The sequence below is a fragment of the Mycobacterium sp. NGS48 genome (genome assembly GCF_059812585.1).
This window is the reverse complement of sequence record NZ_JCALCY010000003.1, coordinates 120,373-143,977: the sequence shown is the minus strand read 5'-3', so window position 1 is coordinate 143,977 and position 23,605 is coordinate 120,373. Positions and strand designations below refer to the sequence as shown.

25 protein-coding genes are annotated in these 23,605 nt (G+C 67.0%); 8 read left to right on the top strand and 17 right to left on the bottom strand.

All coding sequences use genetic code 11. The features are described from left to right. Positions 1–53 precede the first annotated feature (53 nt). The 3 genes from nicT (at position 54) to AC5Y42_RS07570 (ending at position 3,006) form a co-directional block, all read left to right on the top strand. Complete coding sequence (gene nicT, locus AC5Y42_RS07580; RefSeq protein ID WP_499897016.1) at positions 54–1,172, top strand: Nickel transporter NicT; 1,119 nt, start codon at positions 54–56, stop codon at positions 1,170–1,172. Between the two features lie 317 nt (positions 1,173–1,489). Continuing rightward, positions 1,490–1,789, top strand: coding sequence for a PE family protein (locus AC5Y42_RS07575; protein WP_499897014.1), 300 nt, complete (start codon positions 1,490–1,492; stop codon positions 1,787–1,789). A gap of 11 nt (positions 1,790–1,800) precedes the next feature. After that, positions 1,801–3,006, top strand: a complete 1,206-nt coding sequence (locus tag AC5Y42_RS07570) for a PPE family protein (protein ID WP_499897012.1) — start codon at positions 1,801–1,803, stop codon at positions 3,004–3,006. A 5-nt stretch (positions 3,007–3,011) separates the two neighbouring features. On the opposite strand, the gene AC5Y42_RS07565 is transcribed toward AC5Y42_RS07570, so the two are convergent. Next, positions 3,012–3,986 carry a zinc-binding dehydrogenase gene (locus AC5Y42_RS07565; protein ID WP_499897010.1) on the bottom strand — a complete coding sequence of 325 codons (975 nt, stop codon included), beginning with the start codon at positions 3,984–3,986 and terminating at the stop codon, positions 3,012–3,014. A 79-nt stretch (positions 3,987–4,065) separates the two neighbouring features. On the opposite strand from AC5Y42_RS07565, the gene AC5Y42_RS07560 reads away from it, so the two are divergent. After that, positions 4,066–4,581 (top strand): MarR family winged helix-turn-helix transcriptional regulator, encoded by a 516-nt coding sequence (locus AC5Y42_RS07560; RefSeq protein WP_499897008.1) that lies wholly within the window; start codon positions 4,066–4,068, stop codon positions 4,579–4,581. Here the strand turns inward: AC5Y42_RS07560 and AC5Y42_RS07555 are convergent. The 5 genes from AC5Y42_RS07555 to map all read right to left on the bottom strand — a co-directional run bounded on the left by AC5Y42_RS07555 (position 4,568) and on the right by map (position 9,263). After that, the gene (locus tag AC5Y42_RS07555; protein WP_499897007.1) at positions 4,568–5,347 is read right to left on the bottom strand and encodes a 3-oxoacyl-ACP reductase; all 780 of its coding nucleotides are present in this window, start codon (positions 5,345–5,347) and stop codon (positions 4,568–4,570) included. The genes AC5Y42_RS07560 and AC5Y42_RS07555 overlap by 14 nt on opposite strands. Next, positions 5,344–6,057: a gamma-glutamyl-gamma-aminobutyrate hydrolase family protein gene (locus AC5Y42_RS07550; protein ID WP_499897552.1), complete on the bottom strand. Its 714-nt coding sequence runs from the start codon at positions 6,055–6,057 to the stop codon at positions 5,344–5,346. The genes AC5Y42_RS07555 and AC5Y42_RS07550 overlap by 4 nt, the downstream gene beginning before the upstream one ends. A 57-nt stretch (positions 6,058–6,114) precedes the next feature. After that, positions 6,115–6,666 carry an alpha/beta fold hydrolase gene (locus tag AC5Y42_RS07545; protein WP_499897550.1) on the bottom strand — a complete coding sequence of 184 codons (552 nt, stop codon included), beginning with the start codon at positions 6,664–6,666 and terminating at the stop codon, positions 6,115–6,117. A 163-nt stretch (positions 6,667–6,829) separates the two neighbouring features. After that, positions 6,830–8,332: a cobyric acid synthase gene (locus AC5Y42_RS07540; protein ID WP_499897005.1), complete on the bottom strand. Its 1,503-nt coding sequence runs from the start codon at positions 8,330–8,332 to the stop codon at positions 6,830–6,832. A 73-nt stretch (positions 8,333–8,405) separates the two neighbouring features. Further along, on the bottom strand, positions 8,406–9,263 hold the full coding sequence (map, locus tag AC5Y42_RS07535) for a type I methionyl aminopeptidase (protein ID WP_499897003.1): 858 nt from the start codon (positions 9,261–9,263) through the stop codon (positions 8,406–8,408). Positions 9,264–9,304: 41 nt separating this feature from the next. Here map and AC5Y42_RS07530 point away from each other — a divergent pair, with 41 nt between their 5' ends. Beyond that, positions 9,305–9,751 carry a nuclear transport factor 2 family protein gene (locus AC5Y42_RS07530; protein ID WP_499897002.1) on the top strand — a complete coding sequence of 149 codons (447 nt, stop codon included), beginning with the start codon at positions 9,305–9,307 and terminating at the stop codon, positions 9,749–9,751. Here AC5Y42_RS07530 and AC5Y42_RS07525 read toward each other — a convergent pair. The 6 genes from AC5Y42_RS07525 to dxr form a co-directional block, all read right to left on the bottom strand. After that, positions 9,748–10,323, bottom strand: a complete 576-nt coding sequence (locus AC5Y42_RS07525) for a DUF1707 SHOCT-like domain-containing protein (protein WP_499897000.1) — start codon at positions 10,321–10,323, stop codon at positions 9,748–9,750. The two genes, AC5Y42_RS07530 and AC5Y42_RS07525, sit on opposite strands and share 4 nt — an antisense overlap. Before the next feature lie 56 nt (positions 10,324–10,379). Continuing rightward, positions 10,380–12,191, bottom strand: coding sequence for a penicillin-binding transpeptidase domain-containing protein (locus tag AC5Y42_RS07520; protein ID WP_499896999.1), 1,812 nt, complete (start codon positions 12,189–12,191; stop codon positions 10,380–10,382). Positions 12,192–12,325: 134 nt separating this feature from the next. After that, on the bottom strand, positions 12,326–13,180 hold the full coding sequence (locus tag AC5Y42_RS07515) for a GNAT family N-acetyltransferase (protein WP_499896997.1): 855 nt from the start codon (positions 13,178–13,180) through the stop codon (positions 12,326–12,328). 40 nt (positions 13,181–13,220) lie between these two features. Continuing rightward, positions 13,221–14,399 (bottom strand): flavodoxin-dependent (E)-4-hydroxy-3-methylbut-2-enyl-diphosphate synthase, encoded by a 1,179-nt coding sequence (gene ispG, locus AC5Y42_RS07510; RefSeq protein ID WP_499896996.1) that lies wholly within the window; start codon positions 14,397–14,399, stop codon positions 13,221–13,223. An 11-nt stretch (positions 14,400–14,410) separates the two neighbouring features. Further along, a complete protein-coding gene (locus AC5Y42_RS07505) occupies positions 14,411–15,616 on the bottom strand; it encodes a M50 family metallopeptidase (RefSeq protein ID WP_499896995.1) in 1,206 nt (401 codons plus the stop codon). Further along, the gene (gene dxr, locus AC5Y42_RS07500; RefSeq protein ID WP_499896993.1) at positions 15,613–16,782 is read right to left on the bottom strand and encodes a 1-deoxy-D-xylulose-5-phosphate reductoisomerase; all 1,170 of its coding nucleotides are present in this window, start codon (positions 16,780–16,782) and stop codon (positions 15,613–15,615) included. Before dxr ends, AC5Y42_RS07505 begins: the two co-directional genes overlap by 4 nt. A gap of 102 nt (positions 16,783–16,884) precedes the next feature. Here dxr and AC5Y42_RS07495 point away from each other — a divergent pair, with 102 nt between their 5' ends. Together AC5Y42_RS07495 and AC5Y42_RS07490 are read left to right on the top strand one after the other, a co-directional pair. Next, positions 16,885–17,562: a fasciclin domain-containing protein gene (locus tag AC5Y42_RS07495; RefSeq protein ID WP_499897548.1), complete on the top strand. Its 678-nt coding sequence runs from the start codon at positions 16,885–16,887 to the stop codon at positions 17,560–17,562. A 68-nt stretch (positions 17,563–17,630) separates the two neighbouring features. Further along, complete coding sequence (locus AC5Y42_RS07490; RefSeq protein WP_499896992.1) at positions 17,631–17,888, top strand: DUF2631 domain-containing protein; 258 nt, start codon at positions 17,631–17,633, stop codon at positions 17,886–17,888. A gap of 106 nt (positions 17,889–17,994) precedes the next feature. Here AC5Y42_RS07490 and rlmN read toward each other — a convergent pair whose 3' ends face one another. From rlmN to AC5Y42_RS07465, 5 genes are all read right to left on the bottom strand, one after another. Further along, entirely contained in the window at positions 17,995–19,074 is a 1,080-nt protein-coding gene (gene rlmN, locus AC5Y42_RS07485; RefSeq protein ID WP_499896990.1) for a dual-specificity RNA methyltransferase RlmN, read from the bottom strand. Between the two features lie 13 nt (positions 19,075–19,087). Beyond that, positions 19,088–19,993: a phosphatidate cytidylyltransferase gene (locus AC5Y42_RS07480; RefSeq protein ID WP_499896989.1), complete on the bottom strand. Its 906-nt coding sequence runs from the start codon at positions 19,991–19,993 to the stop codon at positions 19,088–19,090. 22 nt (positions 19,994–20,015) lie between these two features. Next, entirely contained in the window at positions 20,016–20,573 is a 558-nt protein-coding gene (frr, locus tag AC5Y42_RS07475; protein WP_499896987.1) for a ribosome recycling factor, read from the bottom strand. 65 nt (positions 20,574–20,638) lie between these two features. Further along, positions 20,639–21,430, bottom strand: a complete 792-nt coding sequence (pyrH, locus tag AC5Y42_RS07470; RefSeq protein WP_499885590.1) for a UMP kinase — start codon at positions 21,428–21,430, stop codon at positions 20,639–20,641. 190 nt (positions 21,431–21,620) lie between these two features. Then, positions 21,621–23,111, bottom strand: coding sequence for an FAD-dependent oxidoreductase (locus tag AC5Y42_RS07465; protein WP_499897547.1), 1,491 nt, complete (start codon positions 23,109–23,111; stop codon positions 21,621–21,623). 214 nt (positions 23,112–23,325) lie between these two features. On the opposite strand from AC5Y42_RS07465, the gene mbp1 reads away from it, so the two are divergent. Next, positions 23,326–23,568 (top strand): microaggregate-binding protein 1, encoded by a 243-nt coding sequence (mbp1, locus tag AC5Y42_RS07460; RefSeq protein ID WP_499896985.1) that lies wholly within the window; start codon positions 23,326–23,328, stop codon positions 23,566–23,568. Positions 23,569–23,605 lie beyond the last annotated feature (37 nt).

The following is a 23,605-nucleotide window of genomic DNA, read 5'->3' as shown; positions in this document are numbered from 1 at the left end:
GGATTACCGTCGTCAATGGCCGGGGTTTTCTTCTTGTGCGGAGAGGACACGACATGGCCGGCGCTGCATTCGGTCAGCAGCAATCGTCGTGGTCGAGGTTGCGAAACGCCTTGACGCCAGACGAGTGGCTACGTCTGTGCGCCATGTTCGCGGTGATCGCCGCGCTGCATCTGGTCGGTTGGTGCACGCTGGTGCTCGTCGTCGAGCCGGCGCACTTTTCGGTCGGAGACAAGGCCTTCGGTATCGGCATCGGTCTGACGGCCTACACCCTGGGACTGCGGCACGCCTTTGACGCCGACCACATCGCGGCGATCGACAACACCACCCGCAAGCTGATGAACGACGGGCAGCGCCCGCTGGCCGTCGGCTTCTTCTTCTCGCTGGGCCACTCCTCTGTCGTCTTCGGGCTGGCGCTGCTGCTGGCGTTCGGCATCAAAGCGATCGTTGGGCCGGTCAGACAGGATTCTTCGGCCCTGCATCACTACACCGGCCTGATCGGCACCACGGTTTCCGGTGTGTTCTTGTACCTGATCGCCGCCCTCAACGTCGTCATCCTGGTCGGGATCCTGCGCGTGTTCGCCCAGATGCGCCGCGGCGTTTACGACGAGGACGAACTGGAAGAACAGCTGAACAACCGCGGATTACTCAACCGGTTCCTTGGTCGCTTCACCAAATCGATTACCGCGTCCTGGCATATGTATCCGGTCGGCCTGTTGTTCGGACTGGGTTTCGATACCGCCACCGAGGTCGCGCTGCTGGTGCTGGCCGGCACCAGCGCTGCGGCCGGCCTGCCCTGGTATGCCATTTTGTGTCTGCCAGTGCTGTTCACCGCCGGAATGTGCTTGTTGGACACCATCGATGGTTCGTTCATGAACTTCGCCTACGGCTGGGCCTTTTCGAATCCCGTACGCAAGGTGTACTACAACATCACCATCACCGGGCTGTCCGTGGCGGTCGCCCTGCTCATCGGCAGCGTGGAACTGCTTGGCCTATTCGCCGATCAATTCGGCTGGGGCGGCCCATTTTGGGATTGGGTCGGCGGGCTGAACCTCAATGCCGTCGGCTTTGTCATTGTCGGACTGTTCGTGGCGACATGGGTTGTCGCTCTGCTGGTCTGGCGTTATGGCCGTATCGAGGAGAAGTGGGCCGTGCAGGCCGAACGCGTCGGCTGAAACGCGTCGAGAAGTCGGCTTGGGTTGATATCAGGCCGCGTTCACCGCCGTACCAGGTGCGGGTAGTCAACGACACCCACGATCAGCGCAGTGTCGCCCGCGCGATGGGCGGAACTGTGATTGTCAGCTCGGACATAACCGTCCGAATTCGACGACCGTAAGGTTTCGATTCGGTCCCGGCGCGATGCCTGCTGTCTACACGCATGCACCGGGCCAGTTTTCAGGCACGCCTGCGCAAATATGGGCGTGCGTTGCCTGCATGCGCCCAGGTATGGACTAGTCCACCGGGGCGATCTGGTATTTCGAAGGAGCAGTCCATGTCATTCGTCAACATCGTACCCGAAGCACTGTCCGCAGCGGCGGTAAATCTGCAATCCGTCGGCTCGGTGGTAAGTGCCCAGAATGCCGCAGCGGTGGTACCCACCACCGCGCTCATTCCCGCCGCTGCCGACGAGGTATCAGCGCTGACCGCAGCACAATTCGCCGCGCACGCCCAGATGTACCAACTGGTCAGCGCGCAAGCCACCGCCATCCACCACGCGTTCGTGACGATGCTGGCGACCAGCTCGGGGTCCTACGCGACCACCGAGACAGCTAACGCCGTGGCCGCGAGTTGAGGAGCAGTACAATGGATTTCGCAGCCTTACCACCAGAAATCAACTCCGCCCGCATGTATGCGGGAGCTGGCGCCGGCCCACTGTTGGCCGCTGCTACGACGTGGGACAACCTATCCGCCGAATTGGGCTCTGCGACCGCAGATTACGGGTCAGCGGTCACCAATCTGGCTACGGGCCAATGGCGCGGCCCGGCCTCGGCGTCGATGGCCGCAGCCGCCGCCCCGTATGTGACGTGGATGGGCAGCGCCGCCGCGCAAGCTCAACTGACGGCCATCCAGGCCAAGGCTGCTGCCGGCGCCTACGAAGTCGCGTTCGCCATGACGGTGCCCCCGCCGGTGATCGCCGCTAATCGTACGTTGCTGGCGTCGTTGGTCGCGACTAACTTCCTCGGCCAGAACACTCCAGCGATCGCGGCCACCGAAGCGCACTACGCCGAGATGTGGGCACAGGACGCCGCGGCGATGTACGGCTACGCCGGATCGTCGGCGGTCGCATCGGCGTTGGCGCCCTTCACCGAACCGCCGGTGACCACCACGACCGCTGGTCCGGTCCTGCAGGCCGCCGCGGTTACTCAAGCCACCGGAACGGCAACCGTCGCAGGCACCCAGACGGCTCTTTCGCAATTGACGACCACCATCCCGCAGACGCTGCAGGGACTCTCCTCCCCGGCATCGTCGACGTTGGGCTCGGGTTTCCTGGGCTCATTGTTTCCGGATGGCCTGTTTGGTTCGGAGGGTCTGGGACTGAACGACAATTTTTGGAACACCATCTTCTCGTCCGGGTTCTATATGCCGGGGAACTTCCTGGGCACCATGACCGATTTCGCCGCGATGGCGGGCGTCGGTGAGGCTGCCGAGGCAGCCGAGGGGGCGGCTGCGGCTGGCGGGGCGGCGGCCGCCGAAGGACTCGGCGGCGCATTGGCAGGCCCGCTCGGTGGACTCGGCGGACTCGGCGGAGTAGCGGCCGGTTTGGGCCAGGCCGCGTCGATCGGACCATTGTCGGTGCCGCCGACTTGGCTTGCGCCGGCGGCGATGAGCCCGCTTACCTCATTGCCGGGCACCGGGCTGGGTGCGTTGCCGGCTGCCGGGTCGACCGTGGCCCCCAGCATGCTCGGCGGGATGCCGCTGGCAGGCGCGGGTGGACACGGCCTGAATGGCTCCGCGCCCCGCTACGGGTTCCGCCCGAGCGTGATGGCGCATCCGCCGGCCGCCGGATAACGCCCTCACGGCGTGAACACCACCCGGGTGCCGGAGGGTTCACGCTGGGTCCATGCCGCCTCGACGTCGGCCAGCGGCCGGCGCTGTGTGGTCAATTGCAGCTCACCGGACACGGTCATCGCGAACAGGCGTGGCAGAAATTCGCTGCGCGCCCGCATCAACACCTCGAACGGCACGCTGCCCGGACCCAGGCCCACCAGCTGGATACCAGCGCTGCGCAAGATGCCGGCGGGCAACGTGATGTCGGCGCCTGCCATGGATCCGACCTGGACGAACCGCGTGGCGTGATACGAAGCGAGCAGGGCGTTGTTGCTCAGCGCAGCCAAGACCTGTTCGGCCGGCTCACCCCACAGGTAGTCAAGTACGGCGTCGAACGGCCGGTCTCGGTGCGCGGCCGCGACCCGGGCGGCCACATCGTCGTCGCCCAACCGGATCACCTCGTCGGCGCCGGCACTTTCCAACCACTCCAACCGGTCAGGATCGCGACCCGCTACCACCACTCGGCCGACACCGAACATCTTTTTGGCCAGCTGGACGGCCAGCGACCCGGTGACGCCCGTAGCGCCCAGCACCAGCAGATGGTGCTCGGGGCCCACTTGCGCGGAATGCTCCAACGACATCCACGCCGACATACCGGGATTCGGCGCCGCCGCGGCCGTCGCCGCGTCCAGATCGTCGGGGATCTCGACGGCGCCGCGCGGGTCGATCAAGGTACGTTCGGCCATCATCCCGTGGGGTCTGAGTGCGCCGCTGTACACGCGGCGCCCGTCGGAAAGGCGAGCCACTCCGTCCACGCCGGCAACGCTCGGTAGCGGTAACTCGGCGCTGGCGAAATGCAACCCGGAGACCAATCCGCGAACCAAGTTGGTCAGGGCGGCTGCCTCCACCGTCGCCACTTCCGCGCCGTCGCGGGCCGACGGCTCGGCAAAATCGGCATAGACCGGTGGCCGGCCCAAAGTCTGGATAACCGCCGCCTTCATTCCCGACCTCCATAGTTTCCAATGAAATGGTTTCCATTGAAACATACGCTGTGTTTGCCGATATGACAAGATGGTTTCCGTGAAAACGAAGGCGGCCGCCGTCGCCGAAATCAGTCGGCTGGTCCAAGCCGTCGGCGACAAATTCGACAGCGCCGACGTCGACGCCGAGCGAGATTTCATGGCCGCACACCTCCCGTCGCGCATGCAGCGCACCGTGCGAGCGATGCCGACGCTGAGCATGCATCTGCTCGACCACATCAGCGACGAGCCGATCAACGTCGTAGCGCTGGCCGCCCGGGCCGGCCAATTGAAGGGAACGGTGTCCAAGCACGTCCAACGCCTCGTCGACGCCGGCTTGGTCCGTCGTGCACCGGTACCTGGCAATCGCAGGGAAGTCGCGCTGCGACTCACCGAGGATGGCCGCATCGTTGCCCAAGCGCATCGGCAGCTTCACGACGAGATGAACCGCGGGCTCGAGGAATTCCTGACCCGCTACAGTCGCGCCGAGTTGGCCACGGTCATCAAAATTCTCGACGACTTGGTCAGAACGCCCAGAGTTGGGGTGCGGCTGACCTCGCCGACTACACCGGCGTGACGTAGGCGGCGCTGATACCGCCGTCGGCCAGAAACGCCGAGGCCGTGATGAACGAGGCGTCGTCGCTGGCCAGGAATGCCGCGGCGGCGGCGATTTCGGGTGCTTCGGCGAAGCGGCCCATCGGCACGTGCACCAGCCGGCGTGCGGCGCGCTCGGGATCCTTGGCGAAAAGCTCCCGCAGCAACGGAGTATTCACCGGCCCCGGGCACAGCGCGTTGACCCGGATACCCTGCCGGGCGAACTGCACCCCAAGTTCACGCGACATCGCCACCACTCCGCCCTTAGAAGCGGTGTAGGAGATCTGCGATGTCGCCGAGCCCATCACCGCAACGAACGAGGCGACATTGACGATCGAGCCGCGCCCGGCGGGCACCATGTGACGCAACGCCGCCCGGCAGCACAGGTAGACCGATTTCAGGTTGACGTCTTGCACCCGCTGCCACACCGGCAGCTCGGTGTTCTCGATCAGCTCGTCCTCCGGCGGTGAGATGCCGGCGTTGTTGACCGCGATGTCGACCGAACCGTAGGTTGCCGCCGCGGTGTCGAACAGGGTGTTGACGGCGGCTTCGTCGGAAACATCCACCGGCACAAACAAACCGGCCAAGTCATCGGCGGCCTGCGCGCCGGCCTGCCGGTCGATGTCGCCGACGACGATCGTGGCCCCTTCGGCGTGCAGCCGCTGCGCGGTGGCCAGACCGATGCCGCCGGCGGCGCCGGTGACGACGGCGATTTTGCCGGCCAGCCGCCGGTTCAGATCCGGGCTCATTCGTGCACGCTCGCATACGCGCGCGCCGCCTCGACGATCGCCGTGAACAGCCGGAGGTCGTCGAGGCTTTCCTCGGGATGCCATTGCACGGCGAGTACGAAATCATCACCCGGCAACTCCAGGGCCTCAATCACACCGTCGACGTCCCACGCGCTGACGATCAGTCCGTCGCCGACGTCGGCGATGGCCTGGTGGTGATAGCAGCGCACGTCGGCCGACTCCCCCAGCAATCCCGCCAGCCGGGTGCCGGTCACGGTGCGCACCTTCAGCGTGGTGAACACCGCGTTGCCGGCCCGGTGGCCGCTGTGTCCGATGACGTCGGGCAGGTGCTGATGCAGCGTTCCGCCGAGCGCCACGTTGAGCACCTGCGCGCCCCGGCAGATGCCCAGCACCGGCAGCGCGCGCCGCAGCGCTCCGCGCAGCAGGGCGAATTCCCAGACGTCGCGTTGCCGGCCGGGCTCGTCGGTGGCCGGATGCGGTTGCTGGCCGTAGGCGGCGGGGTCGACGTCTTTGCCGCCGGTGATCACCAGGGCGTCGAGCCCGTCAAGCACCCGCTCGGCGATGTCCGCGTCCACCCGCTGGGGCGGCAGCAGCGTCGCCACGCCGCCGGCTCGCGTGATGCCCTGGAAGTAGACGGCCGGCAAAAAACTCGCCGGAACATCCCAAATGCCGGTCTGGGCCTGATCCAGATACGTGGTCATGCCGATCATCGGGGGTCGCGAGGTTTGCACGTCACCACCGTAGGCCGATGCCGCGGCCGCGGTCGGTCACCAGGTGCTGGTACGCAGGACGATCTCGGCGGCCAACTGCGCAATGGAATCCTGGGCGTTGCGACGCCCCAGCATCTCCACCACGCGGTAATCGCCGTAGACGAACCGCTGGCTGGCGCGGGCCACCGCCTCCGCGGCGGGCGTGCTGACCAGCGCGGTGGTGTTGATCTCCACCGGCGGGCAGTCTCGGTCGAGGATGACGCCGGCGAGGTCGGGTGCGCGCGGATGCCCGCGATCGATGACAACCAGACCGGTGAAGCGGTCCAATCTGGTGGCCGCGAGCTCCCAGGCCAGTTCGCCGCCGATACGATCGCCCACCAGCACGCCCCAGTCGATATCGAGCACGTCGAGAATGCCGACCACGGATTTGGCGGTCAGCCGTTGGTCCGGGCCGATGACGAGCGTTCGCAGCGAGGCGGTGTGCAGGCGTTCACAGAGCGGGTCGTAGGCAGCCAGTGGCCGCTGAGCCGCACCGAGCACCACGACGACCGAGCCCCGTTCCGGGCCCGCGATATTGACCTCGATCGGGAATCCGTCGATGGTGGTCATCATCGTCGAGGGCACTTTCGCAAGCTACAGCGATTGCTCTCCGCGCGTGGCGTTTCTGCACGGACTCTCAGATGGATATCAGGCGAACTGATGTCGAATAGAACCTCTGACGGTCGCGATGTGCTCAGAACGCTTGCGCTAGCGCGATTTTGGCAACGGCCCGCTAATCGCGCAGACCCGCAACGACAGTCGGGCGCGACGGCGGGCCGTTGTCGAGTAGACCGATGACCGCGTCGAGGTCGACGTGAGCCGCCAACAAATCGGCCATCAGGTCCAGCTGACCGTCGCGGCGCGCCGCCACATCCACATCGTCAGCCACAACGAACCCATCCCGTCCCGCGGCGGCGGCCGCCGCAGTCAACCACTTTCGCCGAAACTCGTCGTTGTCGAACAGGCCATGCCAGTGGGTGCCGTACACATGGCCACGTCGATAACCCTGCGGTGAACCGTACGCGTCGAACCAGCCCGCTTCCGCGCAGCGAGCGACCCGGCCGTGGTGGATCTCGTAGCCGCTCAGCGAGCCCTGCCACCGGCGCAGCACCTTCATGGTGTCGAACACGATGTCGGCGTCGAGCAGACTTAGCCCGTCGACGCGCCCGGACCGGGTTTCCACCCGGTCGTCGATCGAGCGGCACAGCATCTGGAAACCGCCGCAGATACCCAGTACCGGCCGGCCGGCTTCGGCATGCGCTGCGATCACCCGGTCCAGGCCGCGCGCGCGCAACCAGCGCAGATCGTCGACCGTGGCCTTGCTGCCCGGCACCACGATCACGTCAACGTCGGTCAGGTCGGCAGGCTCACTGACCCAGCGCACCACCACCCCGGGCTCGCAGGCCAGCGCCTCGACGTCGGTGGAGTTGGAGATTCGCGGCAGCCGCAGCGCACCGACCCGAAGCCGGCCCCGCCCGCGCGGCGGTTGCGGTGTACCCATCACCCGGTGATCCATCACCGAGACGGAATCCTCCGAATCCATCCATAGTTCCTCGGCGTAGGGCAGGACGCCGTAGGTCGGACGGCCGGTGAGGTCGGCCAATTGCCGCAGACCGGGCGCCAGCAGCGTGAGGTCGCCGCGGAATTTGTTGACGATGAACCCGGCGATCAGTGCCTGGTCTGGCGCGTCGAGCACCGCGACGGTGCCGAACAAATGGGCCAGCAACCCGCCACGATCGATGTCGCCGACCAGGATCACCGGCAGGTGCGCGGCCCGGGCGAGTCCCAGGTTGACCAGATCATTTTCGCGCAGGTTGATTTCCGCAGGCGATCCGGCGCCCTCGCAGATCACCGCGTCGAATTCGGCGCGCAGGCCTGCCAATTCGTCGGCCACCACAGCAGCCAGCTCGTTGCGCTGGGTCCAGTAACCGCTGCCGCTGACCGAGCCGGCGACCTGGCCGCGGACCACCAGCTGCGAACTGCGGTCGCTGCCGGGTTTGAGCAGGATGGGGTTGAACCGGACGCTCGGCGGCAATCCTGCGGCGCGGGCCTGGACGGCCTGCGCCCGGCCGATCTCGCCGTTTTCGACGGTGACGGCGGAGTTGTTGGACATGTTCTGCGCCTTGAACGGCGCCACCCGGATGCCCTTGCGCGCCAACAGCCGGCACAGCCCGGCCACCACCATCGATTTCCCGGCGTCGGAGCTGGTGCCCGCGACCAGCAGCGCCCCGCTCACGTTGGTTGCGCGACCAGACGCAGAATCGCATTTTTCGTGCCGCGATCGTGCGATTCTGCGTCTGGTCGCGCGCTCACGGCAGCGTCAGGATTTCGGCGCCGCTGTCGGTGACCAGCAGGGTGTGCTCGAACTGCGCGGTCCACTTGCGGTCTCTGGTGACCACCGTCCAGCCGTCGTCCCATATTTCATAGTCGAGCGCGCCGAGGTTGATCATCGGCTCGATGGTGAACGTCATCCCCGGCTCGAGGATCGTGGTGACCGCGGGCTGGTCGTAGTGCAGCACCACCAATCCGTTGTGGAACGTGGTGCCGATGCCGTGACCGGTGAAGTCGCGAACCACGTTGTAGCCGAACCGGTTTGCATACGACTCGATGACGCGCCCGACCACCGACAATGCCCGGCCCGGTTTGACGGCTTTGATCGCGCGCATCGTCGCCTCGTGGGTGCGCTCGACGAGCAGCCGGTGCTCTTCGGAGACGTCGCCGGCCAGAAACGTCGCATTGGTGTCGCCGTGTACGCCGTCGATGTAGGCGGTGACGTCGATGTTGACGATGTCGCCGTCCTCGATCACCGTCGAGTCGGGGATGCCGTGGCAGATCACCTCGTTCAGCGACGTGCAGCACGACTTGGGGAAACCCTTGTAGCCCAGGGTCGACGGGTAGGCGCCGTGGCCGACCATGTAGTCATGCGCGACCCGGTCCAGCGCATCGGTAGTCACGCCGGGCGCCACGGCCTTGCCCGCCTCGGCCAGCGCGCCGGCCGCGATCTGGCCCGCAGTGCGCATCTTCTCGATGACCTCGGGAGTTTGCACCCACGGCTCGCTGCCCTCGCGCGCGGTGGCTTTGCCGACGTATTCGGGGCGAGGGACCGACGCCGGCACCGGCAGCGTCGGAGACTGCACGCCGGGGGAAAGTGCGGTGCGAACAGGCATGTCGCCAGGGTAGTCGGATGCTCGGGCTACATTGCACGACCATGGAGATCGACAACGTTGACGCAGAGTTCACCGCACAGTTCGCCGAGCGGTTCGCCGACACCTGGCGCACGCCGGATTTGCCCAGGCACGAGGCATTGTGGAGCGACGACATCGTGCTGGTCCAGCCGATGATGGGCACCCTGCGCGGCAAGCGGGCCTGCCGGTCAGCGTTCCAGCGGCTGTTCGCACTGATTCCCGACCTGCACGCCGACGTGCGCACCGTCGGCCACGGCAACGCGGAGGTGTTCATCGAGTTCACGTTGAGCGGAACCTACGGCGGTAAGCCGATCGCGTGGGACGCCGTCGATCGCTTCGCGTTCGCCGACGGACTGATCGCCGAACGAGTCTCCTACTTCAACGCGGTTCCCCTGATGCTCACGCTGATCCGCCGGCCGCGCGGATGGGGTCGGCTGGCGCGCGCCGGCGCGACGCTTTTCCGGCGCTAACGCCGCCGCAGCAACGACCGGCGCGGTCCTTTGATCACCACCGAGCCGCAGACCACTCGGCCGGTCAACACCACATGGGGTGTGCCTTCGGCGGGCGCGGTCTTGCGGCGGTCGCTGGCACTGCCGGCGTAAACCTCGACGTCGTCGATCGAGGCGCTGGCGCCTTCGGGCAGACGGATTTCGACCGATCCGAACTTCATGTCGAGCTCGATGACGACGACCGGGCCGGCGAAACGCGCGTTCACCAGGTCCAACTCGCATGACCCCACCCGGCGCACCAGCGCCAGCCGGGTCGGCACCATCCATCCGCCGCGCCGCTTGAGGGAGCCGAGCCAGCCGCGCAGTTCGACCCGGTCGGCTGCCGAGGTGACGATCGCCCCGGGTCCGGGCAGGTCGCTGACCAGGCTGTCCAGCTCGATGCGAGTCCGGGCGTAGGACACCTGCGACGAGCGTTCCTCGAACTCGCCGATGTCGATCAGCCCCAGCGCGACCGCGTTGTGCAGCCGGCGCAGTGTGCCGTTGCGGTCGGCATCCGAAACCCGCAGCTCGGTCAATTGGTCAGGCTGGGTCATAGCTGTTTCAATGTACCGCCGCCGCCGGTGCCGCGGACCGCTCCGCTCGTCGGCCGTCAAGCCAGGTAGTCGCCCGGCAGCTGGCCCAGCATGAACTTGGTCATCCGCACCGCGTATTCCGAGCTGCCGCCTCCGACGATCAGCGCCGCGAATGCCATATCACCGCGGTACCCCGCGAACCACGAGTGCGATCCGCCCGGGAATTCGGCCTCCCCCGTCTTCCCGAACACCGCGCCGCACTCGGAGATGTCCGTCGCGGTGCCGTTGGTCACCACCAGCCGCATCATCGGCCGCAGACCGTCGAGCATCTTGGGGCTCACCGGTGTGCCATCGCCGGCCACCGTCGTCTCCCGGCCCTCGATCAGCCGCGGCACCGGCGTCTTCCCGGCGGCCACCGTGGCCGCGACCAGCGCCATGCCGAACGGGCTGGCCAGCACCTTGCCCTGGCCGAAGCCGTCCTCGGTCCGTTCGGCCAGATCCACCGTCGGCGGCACCGAACCGGTGACCGTGGTGATGCCGTCTACCTGGTAGTCGAGGCCGACGCCGTACTTGGCGGCCGCTTGCGTCAACGCTCGAGGCGGCATCCGGCTGGCCAATTCGGCGAACGTGGTGTTGCAGGAACTTGCGAAGGCCCGCGACATCGGCACCACACCCAGATCGAACCCGCCGTAGTTGGGCACGGTGCGGTGCCCGATGTCGACCGTGCCCGGGCAGCCCAGCAGCGTGTTGGGGCTGGCCATGTCGCGCTCGATCGCCGCACCGGCGGTGACCATCTTGAACGTCGACCCGGGTGGATACAGGCCGCTGGTGGCGATCGGGCCGTCGGCGTCGGCGGCGGCGTTTTGGGCAACGGCCAGAATCTCACCGGTCGAGGGCCTGATCGCCACGATCATCGCCTGGCGGCTCTGGTTGTCGACGGCATGCTGGGCTGCGTTCTGCACGGAGCGGTCCAGGCTGATCGAGATCGACGGCGCCGGTGAGGGTTCGACCTCGTGCAGCACCGCGACGTCGACTCCGTTCTGGTTGACGCTGACCACCCGCCAGCCGGGCTGGCCGTCGAGTTGGTCGGCGACGGCCTGCTTCACCTGGCTGATCAACGCGGGCGCGAAGTGCTCGTCGGTCGGCAGCAGCTCGGCCTGTGGGGTGATCACCACCCCGGGCAGGTTTCCGATTGCCGGAGCGACGGCGTTGTTGTCGTCGGCGCGCAGCGTGATCAGATCCAGCGGCTTGACCGACGAGCTGGCCTGCTCGGCGAGTAACTGCGGGTCGTTCAGCGCGTCGTCAAAGGGGTGCAGGGCGTCGATGACCGCGCGGGCGGTCGCAATGAGCTGCCCGCCGGCCCGGCCGGCATCCAGCGTGTAGTGGTAGAGGTAGCCGGGCACCAACACGTCGGTACCGCCGAGTTCGTTGACGCCGGCACGTCGTGGCGGATCAGCCCGCAGCGCGAACGTCTGATGCTCGCCGAGCCGCGGGTGCAGTCCGGTGGTGGTCCACCGGACCAGCCAGCGACCCTCGTCGCGGGCCATCTTCAGTTGCCCGTCATAGGTCCAGGCCCGATTCTTCGGTAGCTGCCAGGTAAAGCGGTAAGCCACCGTGCCGGTGTCCTCGGTGTAGCGCGAGCCCAGGAGCTGGGTGTCCAGGTGGGTAGCCTGCAAGCCGGCCCACGCCGCATTGAGCGCCTCGCGGGCATTGCTCGGGTCATCGCTGAGCTCCGCGGCGGCGGCAGTGTCGCCGGTGGACAAGGCGGCGAAGAATCGCTCGGCGGCCGGACCCGGCCCATCGGGGCGCGGCGTGCAGGCGGGCAAGGCGGCGATCGCGACCAGCAGCAGACAGGCGGCTTGCGATGCAAATGTGGTTTTTGTTGCCATTGAGGCAAATGTTATGAAATCGAGTCTCTGTGCGGTCGGAGGCGCACCGAGTGTGGGCCGACGAGCGGAACGCCACGGTGAAAAAACCGCCCGATCGCCGCAGTGGCGTTACGGTCGCAAACCGCCCCGACGAGTCAGTCCAGCAGGATGGTCGCGAAGGCGCCGACTTCGGTGAAGCCGACGCGGGTGTAGGCAGCGCGGGCCACGGTGTTGAAGTTGTTGACGTACAGGCTGGCGATTCGCCCGGTGCCGACGATCACCGCCGCCAATGTCGCGGTGCCGGCCGTACCCAAGCCCTGGCCGCGGCGATCGGGATGCACCCACACCCCTTGGATCTGGCCGACATGCGGTGACTGGGAGCCGACTTCGGCCTTGAAGACGACTTCGCCGTGCTCGAAGCGGGCCCACGCCCGGCCCTGGCTGATCAGGCTGGCCACCCGACGGCGATAGCCGCGACCGCCGTCGCCCAACCGTGGGTCGACGCCGACCTCGCCGATGAACATATCGATGGCCGCCGCCAGGTAGGCGTCGAGCTCGGGGAGCTTCACCTGGCGCACGCCGGGGTCGATCGCGCAGGCCGGCATCGAGTTCAACGCCATCAACGGCTGATGGGCACGCACGTCGCGGGCCGGGCCCCAGACCGACTCGAGCCGCTGCCACATCGGCATCACCAATTCGGCCCGGCCGACCAGCGACGAGCATCGTCGTGAGGCGCCCATGGCCTCGTCGGCAAACGCAGCCAAGTCGGCCGGCCCGCCACGCAGCGGGATCAGATTGGGACCGGCGTAGCACAGTGACTCATCGGCGCCCCGCCGAGTCCACAGTTCGCCGCCGATCGCAGTCGGGTCGATGCCGTGGTCGGCGACCCGTGCGGCGACCATGCACGACCCGACGGGGTCGTGGTCGAGGACGCGGCGCACCGCGGCGGCATCCCGCACCACCGACACCCGCCGCTCGTCGACCAAGCGATGGATGGGCGGAGCCGACATACTGACTCTTTCTGCGATCAGGTAGCCCGAACGGGCTCCCTCAGCTTACGGTCACAACCGGGGAACCGCTCGCAGATGCGTCCGGACCCGACGGCGTGCCGCCTTCGGCGGCCAATCGCATGGCCTCTTCGATCAGCGTCTCGACGATCTGCGCTTCGGGCACGGTCTTGATCACTTCGCCGCGAACGAAGATCTGGCCCTTGCCATTGCCCGATGCCACGCCGAGGTCGGCCTCGCGGGCCTCCCCCGGACCGTTGACCACGCAACCCATGACAGCCACCCGCAGCGGCACGTCGAGCCCGTCGAGGCCGGCGCTGACCTCGTTGGCCAAGGTGTAGACGTCGACCTGCGCACGACCGCAGGACGGGCACGACACGATCTCCAGCGAGCGCGGCCGCAGGTTCAGCGACTCCAGGATCTGGTTGCCGACCTTGACCTCTTCAACCGGTGGCGCCGACAGCGACACCCGAATGGTGTCGCCGATGCCCTGTGAGAGCAGCGCGCCGAATGCGACCGCGGATTTGATGGTGCCCTGGAACGCCGGGCCGGCCTCGGTGACCCCAAGGTGCAACGGGTAGTCGCACTGGGCGGCCAGCTGTTCGTAGGCCCTCACCATCACGACCGGGTCGTTGTGCTTGACGCTGATCTTGATGTCGCCGAAGCCGTGCTCCTCGAACAGCGACGCCTCCCACAGCGCCGATTCCACCAGCGCCTCCGGGGTGGCCTTGCCGTACTTGTCCATGAACCGCTTGTCCAACGAGCCCGCGTTGACACCGATGCGGATCGGGATACCGGCCTTACCGGCGGCCTTGGCGACCTCGGCGACCCGCCCGTCGAATTCCTTGATGTTGCCCGGATTGACCCGCACCGCCGCGCAGCCGGCATCGATCGCGGCGAAGATGTACTTGGGCTGGAAGTGGATGTCGGCGATCACCGGAATTTGGCTGTGCTGGGCGATTTCGGCAAGCGCGTCGGCATCCTCCTGGCGCGGGCAGGCCACCCGCACGATGTCGCAGCCGGCGGTGGTCAGCTCGGCGATCTGCTGCAACGTGGCGTTGACGTCGTGGGTTTTCGTCGTGGTCATCGACTGCACGGCGATCGGATGATCGCTGCCGATGCCGACGTCACCCACCGTCAGCTGACGGGTCTTGCGCCGCGGCGCCAACGTGGGCGCCGGCGGTGCCGGCATGCCCAGTCCAATGTTTTGGCCGGTGGCCATCGGTGAATCTCCTACTGGAACAACCTGATCGGATTGACCAGGTCGGCGGTCACGGTCAGCAGCATGTAGCCGACCACCACCACCAAAATGACATAGGTGGCGGGCATGAGCTTGAGGTAATTGACCGGTGCTGCGGCGACCTTCCCGCGGGCCGACCGCACCAGGTTGCGGAGCTTCTCGAATACCGCTATCGCGACGTGCCCACCGTCGAACGGCAGCAGCGGCACCAGGTTGATGGCACCCAGCACGAAATTGAACTGCGCCAGGAAGAACCAGAACGCCACCCACAACCCATGATCGACGGTGTCGCCGCCGATGATCGACGCCCCGACCACACTGATCGGCGTCTCCGGGTCCCTCTCACCGCCGCCGATCGAGTGCACCAACGCGCCGACTTTGGTCGGGATCTTCGCCAGCGACTTACCCAGCTCGACAGCCAAATCACCGGTGAAGGTCACGGTGCCGGGGATGGCCGTCAGCGCGTTGTAGTGCGTCGGCCCGAACTGCGCTGCGCTGATGCCGATGGCCCCCACTGGGCTCGGCTTCTGGTCGCCGGGCTTGGCGAACCGCTGCGTTCGGGTGACGTCGACCATGACGGTGAACTTGGCGCCGTCGCGCTCGATGACGAACGGCGTGGGGCCGGTGAGTTTCTGCACCGCATCGACCAGCTCGCCGAAGCTGTGGACGTCGGTGGCGCCCACCGTGGCGATCACGTCGCCGGACTTGATTCCGGCAATCGCCGCCGGTCCGGGCCCGTTGCACTTGGCCAGCTCGCCTTTAGTGAGTTCCGGTGCGACGCAGGCAGTTTCACCGACAACCGCCCGATCGTCGGGATGCAGGTTCGGCAGTCCCCAGGCGACGGCGATGCCATAGATCAACACCAGGCCGATCAAGAAGTTCATGCCGGGGCCGGCCAACAACACCGCGGTGCGCTTCCAGGTCTTCTGCTTGTACATGGCGCGGTCGTGCTCGTCGGGCAGCAGTTCTTCGACCGAGGTCATGCCGGCGATGTCGCAGAATCCGCCCGCCGGGATGGCCTTGATGCCGTATTCGGTCTCGCCGCGCCGCGTCGACCACAGCGTCGTACCGAAGCCGACGAAATAGCGGCGCACCTTCATACCGGTGCCGAGCGCGACCCACATATGCCCGCACTCGTGCAGCGCCACCGAGATCAGGATGGCGAGCGCGAACAGCACAATGCCGACAACGAACATCATCGGGTGCCTATGACCTCCTGTGTGGCTCGCTCAATCCCGCGTCGGGCCTCCGCACGGGCCCAGCGCTGCGCGTCGAGTACGTCATCCACGGTAGCGGGTAATGCGGCCCATTGGCCTGCGGCGTGCAACACGTCGGCGATTGTGCGCACGATCGCCGGAAAGCCGATCCGGCCCGCCAGGAAGGCGCCCGCCGCTTCTTCATTGGCGGCGTTGTAGACCGCCGTCATGCAGCCCCCGGCTTCGCCGGCCCGCCGGGCGAGCTCGACGGCGGGAAATACCCGGTTGTCGACCGGCTCGAAGTCCCAGCTTGACGCGGTGGAGAAGTCGCAGGCCGCGGCCGCGCCGGGCACCCGCTCCGGCCAGTTCAACGCCAGCGCGATCGGCAGCTTCATATCCGGTGGGCTGGCCTGCGCGATCGTCGAGCCATCGGTGAAGGTGACCATCGAATGCACGATCGACTGCGGGTGCACGACCACGTCGATGCGGTCGTAAGGCACCCCGAACAGCAGGTGGGTTTCGATGAGCTCCAACCCCTTGTTTACCAGCGACGCCGAATTCAGCGTGTTCATCGGCCCCATGGACCAGGTGGGATGGGCGCCGGCCTGCTCGGGGGTGACGTGCTCGAGGTCGGCGGCCGACCAGCCCCGGAACGGCCCGCCGGAGGCGGTGAGCACAAGTTTGGCGACCTCATCCGGGGTGCCGCCGCGCAGGCACTGGGCCAGCGCGGAGTGCTCGGAGTCGACGGGCACGATCTGACCCGGCTGCGCCGCCTGCAGCACCAGCGGGCCGCCCGCGATCAGCGACTCCTTGTTGGCCAGCGCCAGGCGGGCACCGCAGGCCAGCGCTGCCAGCGTGGGCCGCAATCCCAGCGCTCCTACCAGCGCGTTGAGCACGACGTCGGCCTCGGTCTCCTCGACCAGACGGGTAGCCGCATCAGGCCCGTGGTAGCTGACCTCACCGAGGGCGTGCGCCGCGTGCTCGTCGGCCACGGCGATGTTGGTGACCCCGGTCTCGGCGCGCTGCCGGGCAAGCAGATCCAAATTGGTGCCCCCGGCGGCCAGCCCGACCAATTCGAACCGGTCCGGATTGGCCGCGATGACGTCCAGCGCCTGGGTACCGATGGACCCGGTACTGCCCAGCACCAGAACCTTGCGGCGGCTCGTCACCCACTTATTGTGCCGCGCGGTGCTCGGCGTTGCGTTTAACACCCGCCCAAAGCGGGAAGGGCGACCAACACCTAATGGCCACAAGAACGGGAGATGGCAGCCATGGACGCTATGCAGCACAAAGCACTTGCCGCGGCCGGCTTCGCGGCGATCGCAGTGGCGGGGTTGTCGGGCTGTACCACAACCGAAGTCCACCAGCCGGCGCAGTCCGCACCGGCGACCGTGACCACGACGGTGCTCATCACCACGTCGGCACCCACGACGACCGGAAGCCCAACACCGGCAGGCAATCCGGTCGGTCCCGGCTGCGCGGAATACGAGCAGCAGGTGCCCACCGGGCCCGGCTCGGTTTCCGGGATGGCCAAAGACACCGTCGCCGTGGCCGCCTCAAACAACCCGCAGCTCACCACGCTGACCCAAGCGTTCTCCGGCAAACTCAACCCGCAGGTGAACCTGGTGGACACCCTGAACAAGGGCGAGTACACCTTGTTCGCCCCGACCGACAAGGCGTTCGAGAAACTCGACGCTGCCACCATGGACCGGCTCAAGACCGACGCAGCGTTTTTGAACGGCATCCTGACCTATCACCTGGTCAACGGTCAGCTGACACCGGCGCAGGCCGACGGCGTACATCAGACGCTGGACAACAATGCGACGCTGACGGTCACCGGTACCAGCGACGACCTCAAGGTCAACAACGCAGCGGTCACCTGCGGCGGTATCGGCACCGCCAATGCGACGGTGTACATGATCGACACCGTGCTGATGCCACCCGCATAGCCGAGACCCGGCAAACCGGGGTGTGCCAGAATGTCGGGGCACTGGCAATCCCAACCGGAGGTGACGTCGTGGTCAGTACTGAGGTGGAGCAGCGCGACGCCGGGGTGTACACCGCCGATGTGCCGTCCGCAGCCTGGGGCTGGAGCAAGATCAATTACCGCACCTGGCGCATCGTCGGGTTGTGCGTCGTCGGCTTCCTGCTACTGATGCTGCGCGGCAATCACGTCGGCCACATCGAAGACTGGTTTCTGATCAGCTTCGCGGCTCTGGTGCTGTTCGTCGTCGTGCGCGACTGGTGGGGTCGCCGGCGCGGCTGGCTCCGATAGCGCCGAACTGCCGAGACTGCGCTGACAGCGCCGAGACTGCGGTCAGCGCCTGCGCGGGGCAGCAGTCACACGCTGAGCGCAGTCTCGGCATAGAAAAGTCGACGGCTTAGCCGTCGGCGGCCAACTGACCACAGGCCGCGGCGATCTCCCGGCCGCGGGTGTCGCGGACGGTGCAGGAGACGCCCCTGGCGCGGATTCGCCGGACGAACTCGCGTTGGGCCGGCTTGGGGCTGGCGTCCCACTCGCTGCCCGGCGTCGGGTTGAGCGGGATGACGTTCACATGCGCCAGCGGTCCGAGCGCGCGGTGCAGCAGCTTTCCCAACAGGTCGGCCCGCCAAGGCTGATCGTTGACATCGCGGATCAGCGCGTATTCGATCGAGACCCGTCGACCCGTCACGTCGGCGTAGTAGCGGGCGGCGTCGAGCGCCTCGCCGACCTTCCACCGATTGTTGACTGGCACCAGCGTGTCGCGCAGCTCATCGTCGGGCGCGTGCAGCGACAACGCCAGCGTCACCCCGAGCCGCTCGTCGGCCAGCTTGCGGATGGCCGGGGCCAGACCGACCGTCGACACCGTCACCGAGCGGGCCGAGATCCCGAAGCCGGAGGTGATGCCACGCACCGCGGCAACCACCCGCGCGTAGTTGGCCAGCGGTTCGCCCATGCCCATGAACACGACGTTGGACAACCGGTCACCCCAGTCGTCGCGCAGTGCGACGGCCGCGGCCCGCACCTGCTCGAGGATCTCCGCGGTCGACAGGTTGCGGTTCAGCCCGCCCTGCCCGGTCGCGCAGAACGGACATGCCATGCCACAGCCGGCCTGCGACGAGATGCACACGGTGTTGCGCTGCGGGTAGCGCATCAGCACCGATTCGAACGTCGTGCCGTCGATGGCGCGCCACAGCGTCTTGCGTGTCTGGCCGTGGTCACAGGCGATGTCGCGGGCCGGGGTCAGCAGCGTGGGAAACAGCGCCTCGCCGACCAGGTTGCGGGCCGCAGCCGGCAGGTCGCTCATCTGCCGCGGGTCGGCGATCAGCCTGACGTAATACTGGTGCGCCAGCTGCTTAGCGCGAAAAGCCGGCAGGCCCAGCTCCGCGACGGCGGCGGCGCGGCCCGCCTCGTCGAGGTCGGCCAGATGCCGCGGCGGCAGTGCGCGCCGCGGTGCCTCGAACACCAGTTGTTGCACCATGATGAGTCCAGTATCAGGGCACCAGCGTCAGCACGACCCACGCCGCCACCGCCGACGGCAGAAACCCGTCGAACCGGTCCAGCACCCCGCCGTGGCCGGGCAGCAGGCTACCCATGTCCTTGATCCCCAGATCTCGTTTGACCTGTGATTCCACCAGATCACCGAGAGTCGCGGTGATCACCACCGTCAAACCCAGCAACACGCCGATCCACAGCGGTTTGCCGACCAGATACGTCACGGTGAGGGTCGTCGCGGCGATACCCAGCACCAGGGAGCCGACCAGCCCCTCCCAGGATTTCTTCGGACTGATCGCCGGGACCATCGGATGCTTGCCGAACAACACGCCGGCGGCGTAACCGCCCACGTCGGAGGCCACCACACCGACTGCCAGCGAGAACGCCTTCGCGGGCCCGTCATGGTGGTAAACCAGCAAGGCAGCAAATGAGGCGAACAACGGGACCCAGGCGGCCAGGAAAACCGTCGCCGAGACGTCGCGCAGGTAATTCGCCGGCGCGGCATCGGAACCCTGCGCTGCCCGCCGACCCTGCCGGCTCAGCAGCCGCCAGATCATGCAGATCACGACGGTGCCTCCGAAGCCGGCCAGCGCGCCGCGCGCACCGTACGGCCAGGTCAGCCACACGGTGGCCTGACCACCGAGCACGAGCGGGATGACCGGTAGCACGTAGCCGGCGGCCCTGAGCCGCCGCACCACTTCGAGCGTGCCGAGCAGCACACCGGCGGCAAGTATCCCGACGAACGCGTAGCGCGCGTACAACAACGTGGCGATGACGGCCCCGCCCAGGACCGCACCCACCAGGATCGCCACCGGCAGGTTGCGGCCGGCCCGCGACGCCTTCGGCGGCGGCTCCGGCAGCGATTCCTCGGCCGGGGTGCCTGTACCGGTATCAGTGCCTGCCACGGACATCGTTGCTGAGCGGCCGCTAGACCTCCAGCAGCTCGCCTTCTTTGTGTTTGACCAGCTCGTCGATCTGGGTGACGTACTGGTGGGTGGTCTTGTCCAGGTCCTTCTCGGCCCGGCCGACCTCGTCCTCGCCGGCCTCCCCGTCTTTGCGGATGCGGTGCAGCTCCTCCATGGCCTTGCGGCGGATGTTGCGTACTGAAACGCGGCCTTCCTCACCTTTGTGCTTGGCCTGCTTGACCAGCTCGCGGCGGCGTTCCTCGGTCAACTGCGGCACCGCCACCCGGATCAGCGTCCCGTCGTTGGTGGGATTGACACCCAGCTCGGAGTTGCGGATGGCGGTCTCGATGGCACCCAGCTGGCTGGCTTCGTAGGGCTTGATGACCACCAGCCGGGCCTCAGGGACATTGATGCTGGCCAACTGGGTGATCGGAGTAGCCGTGCCGTAGTAGTCGATCACGATCCGGGAGAACATGCCCGGGTTGGCCCGGCCGGTCCGGATGGTCGACAGGTCGTCCCGGGCCACCGACACCGCCTTCTCCATCTTCTCTTCGGCGTCGAAGAGAGTCTCGTCGATCATATTTGCGCCACTCCTTCTCATCGCTGGCCCGCTGCATCGCCGCCGGCGTGCATGTGCGCCGCTCCTTAGGTGGTGACCAGCGTCCCGATCTTCTCACCCGCGACCGCGCGAGCGATATTGCCGTCGGTCAGCAGGTTGAACACCAAGATCGGCATGCCATTGTCCATACACAGGCTGAACGCGGTGGCATCGGCCACCCGCAGCCCGCGGTCGATCACTTCGCGGTGGCTGATCGCGGTGAGCAGTTCGGCTTCGGGGTTGGTCCGCGGGTCGTCGGCGAACACGCCGTCGACGGCCTTGGCCATCAGCACCACCTCGGCGCCGATCTCCAGCGCGCGCTGCGCAGCGGTGGTGTCGGTGGAGAAATACGGCAATCCCATGCCGGCACCGAAAATCACCACCCGGCCCTTCTCCAAGTGCCGTCGCGCGCGCAGCGGAATGTACGGCTCCGCCACCTGCCCCATCGTGATCGCGGTCTGGACTCGGGTCGCGATGCCTTCCTTCTCCAGGAAATCTTGCAGCGCAAGGCTATTCATGACAGTGCCGAGCATGCCCATATAGTCCGAGCGGCTGCGCTCCATGCCGCGTTGTTGAAGTTGTGCGCCGCGAAAGAAGTTGCCGCCGCCGATCACGACCGCGACCTGCACGCCACTGCGAACCACTTCGGCGATCTGGCGGGCCACCTGGGCCACCACATCGGGATCCAGCCCGACCTGCCCGCCGCCGAACATTTCGCCGCCGAGCTTGAGCAACACCCGCGAATACTTAGGCCGATTATCCGGTTGAGCGGCTGAGTAGCCATTGTCCGGCAAAAACGCCTCCACGCCCCTGGTGCTCGTCGGCTCCGGTTCTGTCATCAGACTCCTCGCGTAAGAGCGCCATTCCGCTGCGCCCTGAGACGACACTTTCCATCCTGCCTCATGCCCACCCCCGCATGTCCGAGGTGAAAGCTTAATGTCGAGGCTCGCCGGCCGTGCGGCCACTGCGAGATTTCTCGCGGAGATCCTCGCGCCCCCGCACAACCAGAAGGTCAGTGCCCGCCGGGAGCTACGACGAGGCTGTCAGCCCCCGGGTGGCCGGTCCTTCCAGCAGCGTGCCATCCGGTGCGAAGCGCGATCCGTGCAGCGGACACTCCCACGACTTGTCCGCGTCGTTCCAGTTCACAATTCCGCCCAAATGCGGACATACCGGCGAAACACGGTGCTGCACACCGTCAACCGTGCACCGTGCTTCCAAATTCCAGGGCAGACCGCTGACCACTCCGCCGTCGGCGGGAGTGGCGCGTCCCAGCCGGGTCACCGGCGCGACCCACCCTTTGGCCATGTGGAAAGCGACCTCGAGATTGGCTTGCACAGCGGTGGGGAGGCCGGTGAGCTCATGCGGGCTCCACGCCGCGAAGGCACGTGCCCAATCCATTCGCCCGTCGAGGATCCGCCCGCTGAGCGCAAGCGCCGCGGCCGTGCCGGCAGCCAGCCCCCACTTGTTGAATCCCGTTGCGACAAGGACTTTCTCGTCCCCAGGAAGGATGGGACCGACATATGGCAAGTGGTCCGCGGGCGTGTAGTCCTGGGCCGACCACTGATGGGTCACCTCGGCACCGGGATAGTACTTGCGCGCCCACGACGACAGTTCGTCCAGCTCGGCGGTAGGACTCTTGCGGCCGACGACGTGGCTGGCACCACCGACGATGAGTCGCTCGCCAGCGGCGACCGGGGCGTATCGGATCGACCTGGTCGGCGAACCGGCGGAGATGAACATCGGCCGGGTGATGGTGCCGGGGACGTCGAAGGCAATGCAGTAAGACCTATTGGGTTTCAGTCTGGCGAAGAATCCGCCGCGATCCAGAATGGGCATACCGGTGGCCAGTACACACCGCCCTGCGTCGACGTCGACCTCACCGTCAGAGGTACGCACGCCCAGCCGCACACGGCCGCTGCGGTGCGAGAGACGATGCACCCGCGCGCCCTCGACGAGCCGGCCGCCCCGCTCGGTCAACTCGCCGATCAGGCTGTCCAGCAATGGCATTGGATCGAACTGCGCCTGGGCGGCGAGCCGCACCCCGCCGTGATAGGGAAACGGGACATCGGCGTCGTCATCCCAGTCGACATCGAGGCCTGCCAGCCGGCACGCAGCCAACTCCGCGCGCGCCGACGCCACCTCTCCCGCCGACTGGGCATACGTGTACGCGTCTTCACGCTGAACCGGAACTTCGTTGGCCTCGCAATACCGCAGTAGCCAATCCTGGCCCTCGTGGTTGCCGCGCACGTAGTCACGCGCGAGGTCGGCCCCGTGGCGGGCGACGATCTGCGACAACATCGTGGCCTGCAGCAGGCTGACCTTTCCGGTGGTGTTGCCGGTGGTCACTGCGCCGGCGCTGCGCGCCTCCAGCACCACTACGTCCTTGCCGGCCCTGGCCAGCAGCACCGCGGTGACCAGACCGGTGATGCCGGCGCCAACCACCACGACGTCGGCGGTCAGCGGTCCCAGACTTGTTCGAGCAGTTAGGCGGCTTCGATCGGCCAGCCACAGCGATCTCATCATCGCTCCCACATACCCGGCCGTGAGGCGACGAAACAGCGCGGCAGCCGGGCAAGGTGGCTGTGAAGGTTTGAGTACCCGCCGACCCGGGAATCCGCGAGACGCGGCGGGGAAAGCAAGAGATCAACGAGTCTCTGCGCCGCGCCGAAACCGGTCGAGACATCGGCCGGTGCTGAGTAGGAACTCAGTGACACTAGCCAACAAGGAGGACTCCATGGCGGACGACAAAAACAGTGGACCTGAAGAGGGCGTACGCGGTGCCGTCGAAGGCGTCAAGGGCAAGGTGAAGGAAGCCGCCGGCAACGTGCTCGGCCAAGACGACATGGCCCGCGAGGGCAAGGCCCAACAGGACAAGGCCGAAGCGCAGCGGGACGCCGCAAAGAAAGAGGCCGAAGCAGACGCTGCTCGCGGTAGCGCGGAAGCGTCCGAGAAGCGCCAGCAGTCTCACCAGGAGTAGCTTGATCCAAGATGACAGGCCCGGTCCGTGACGGACC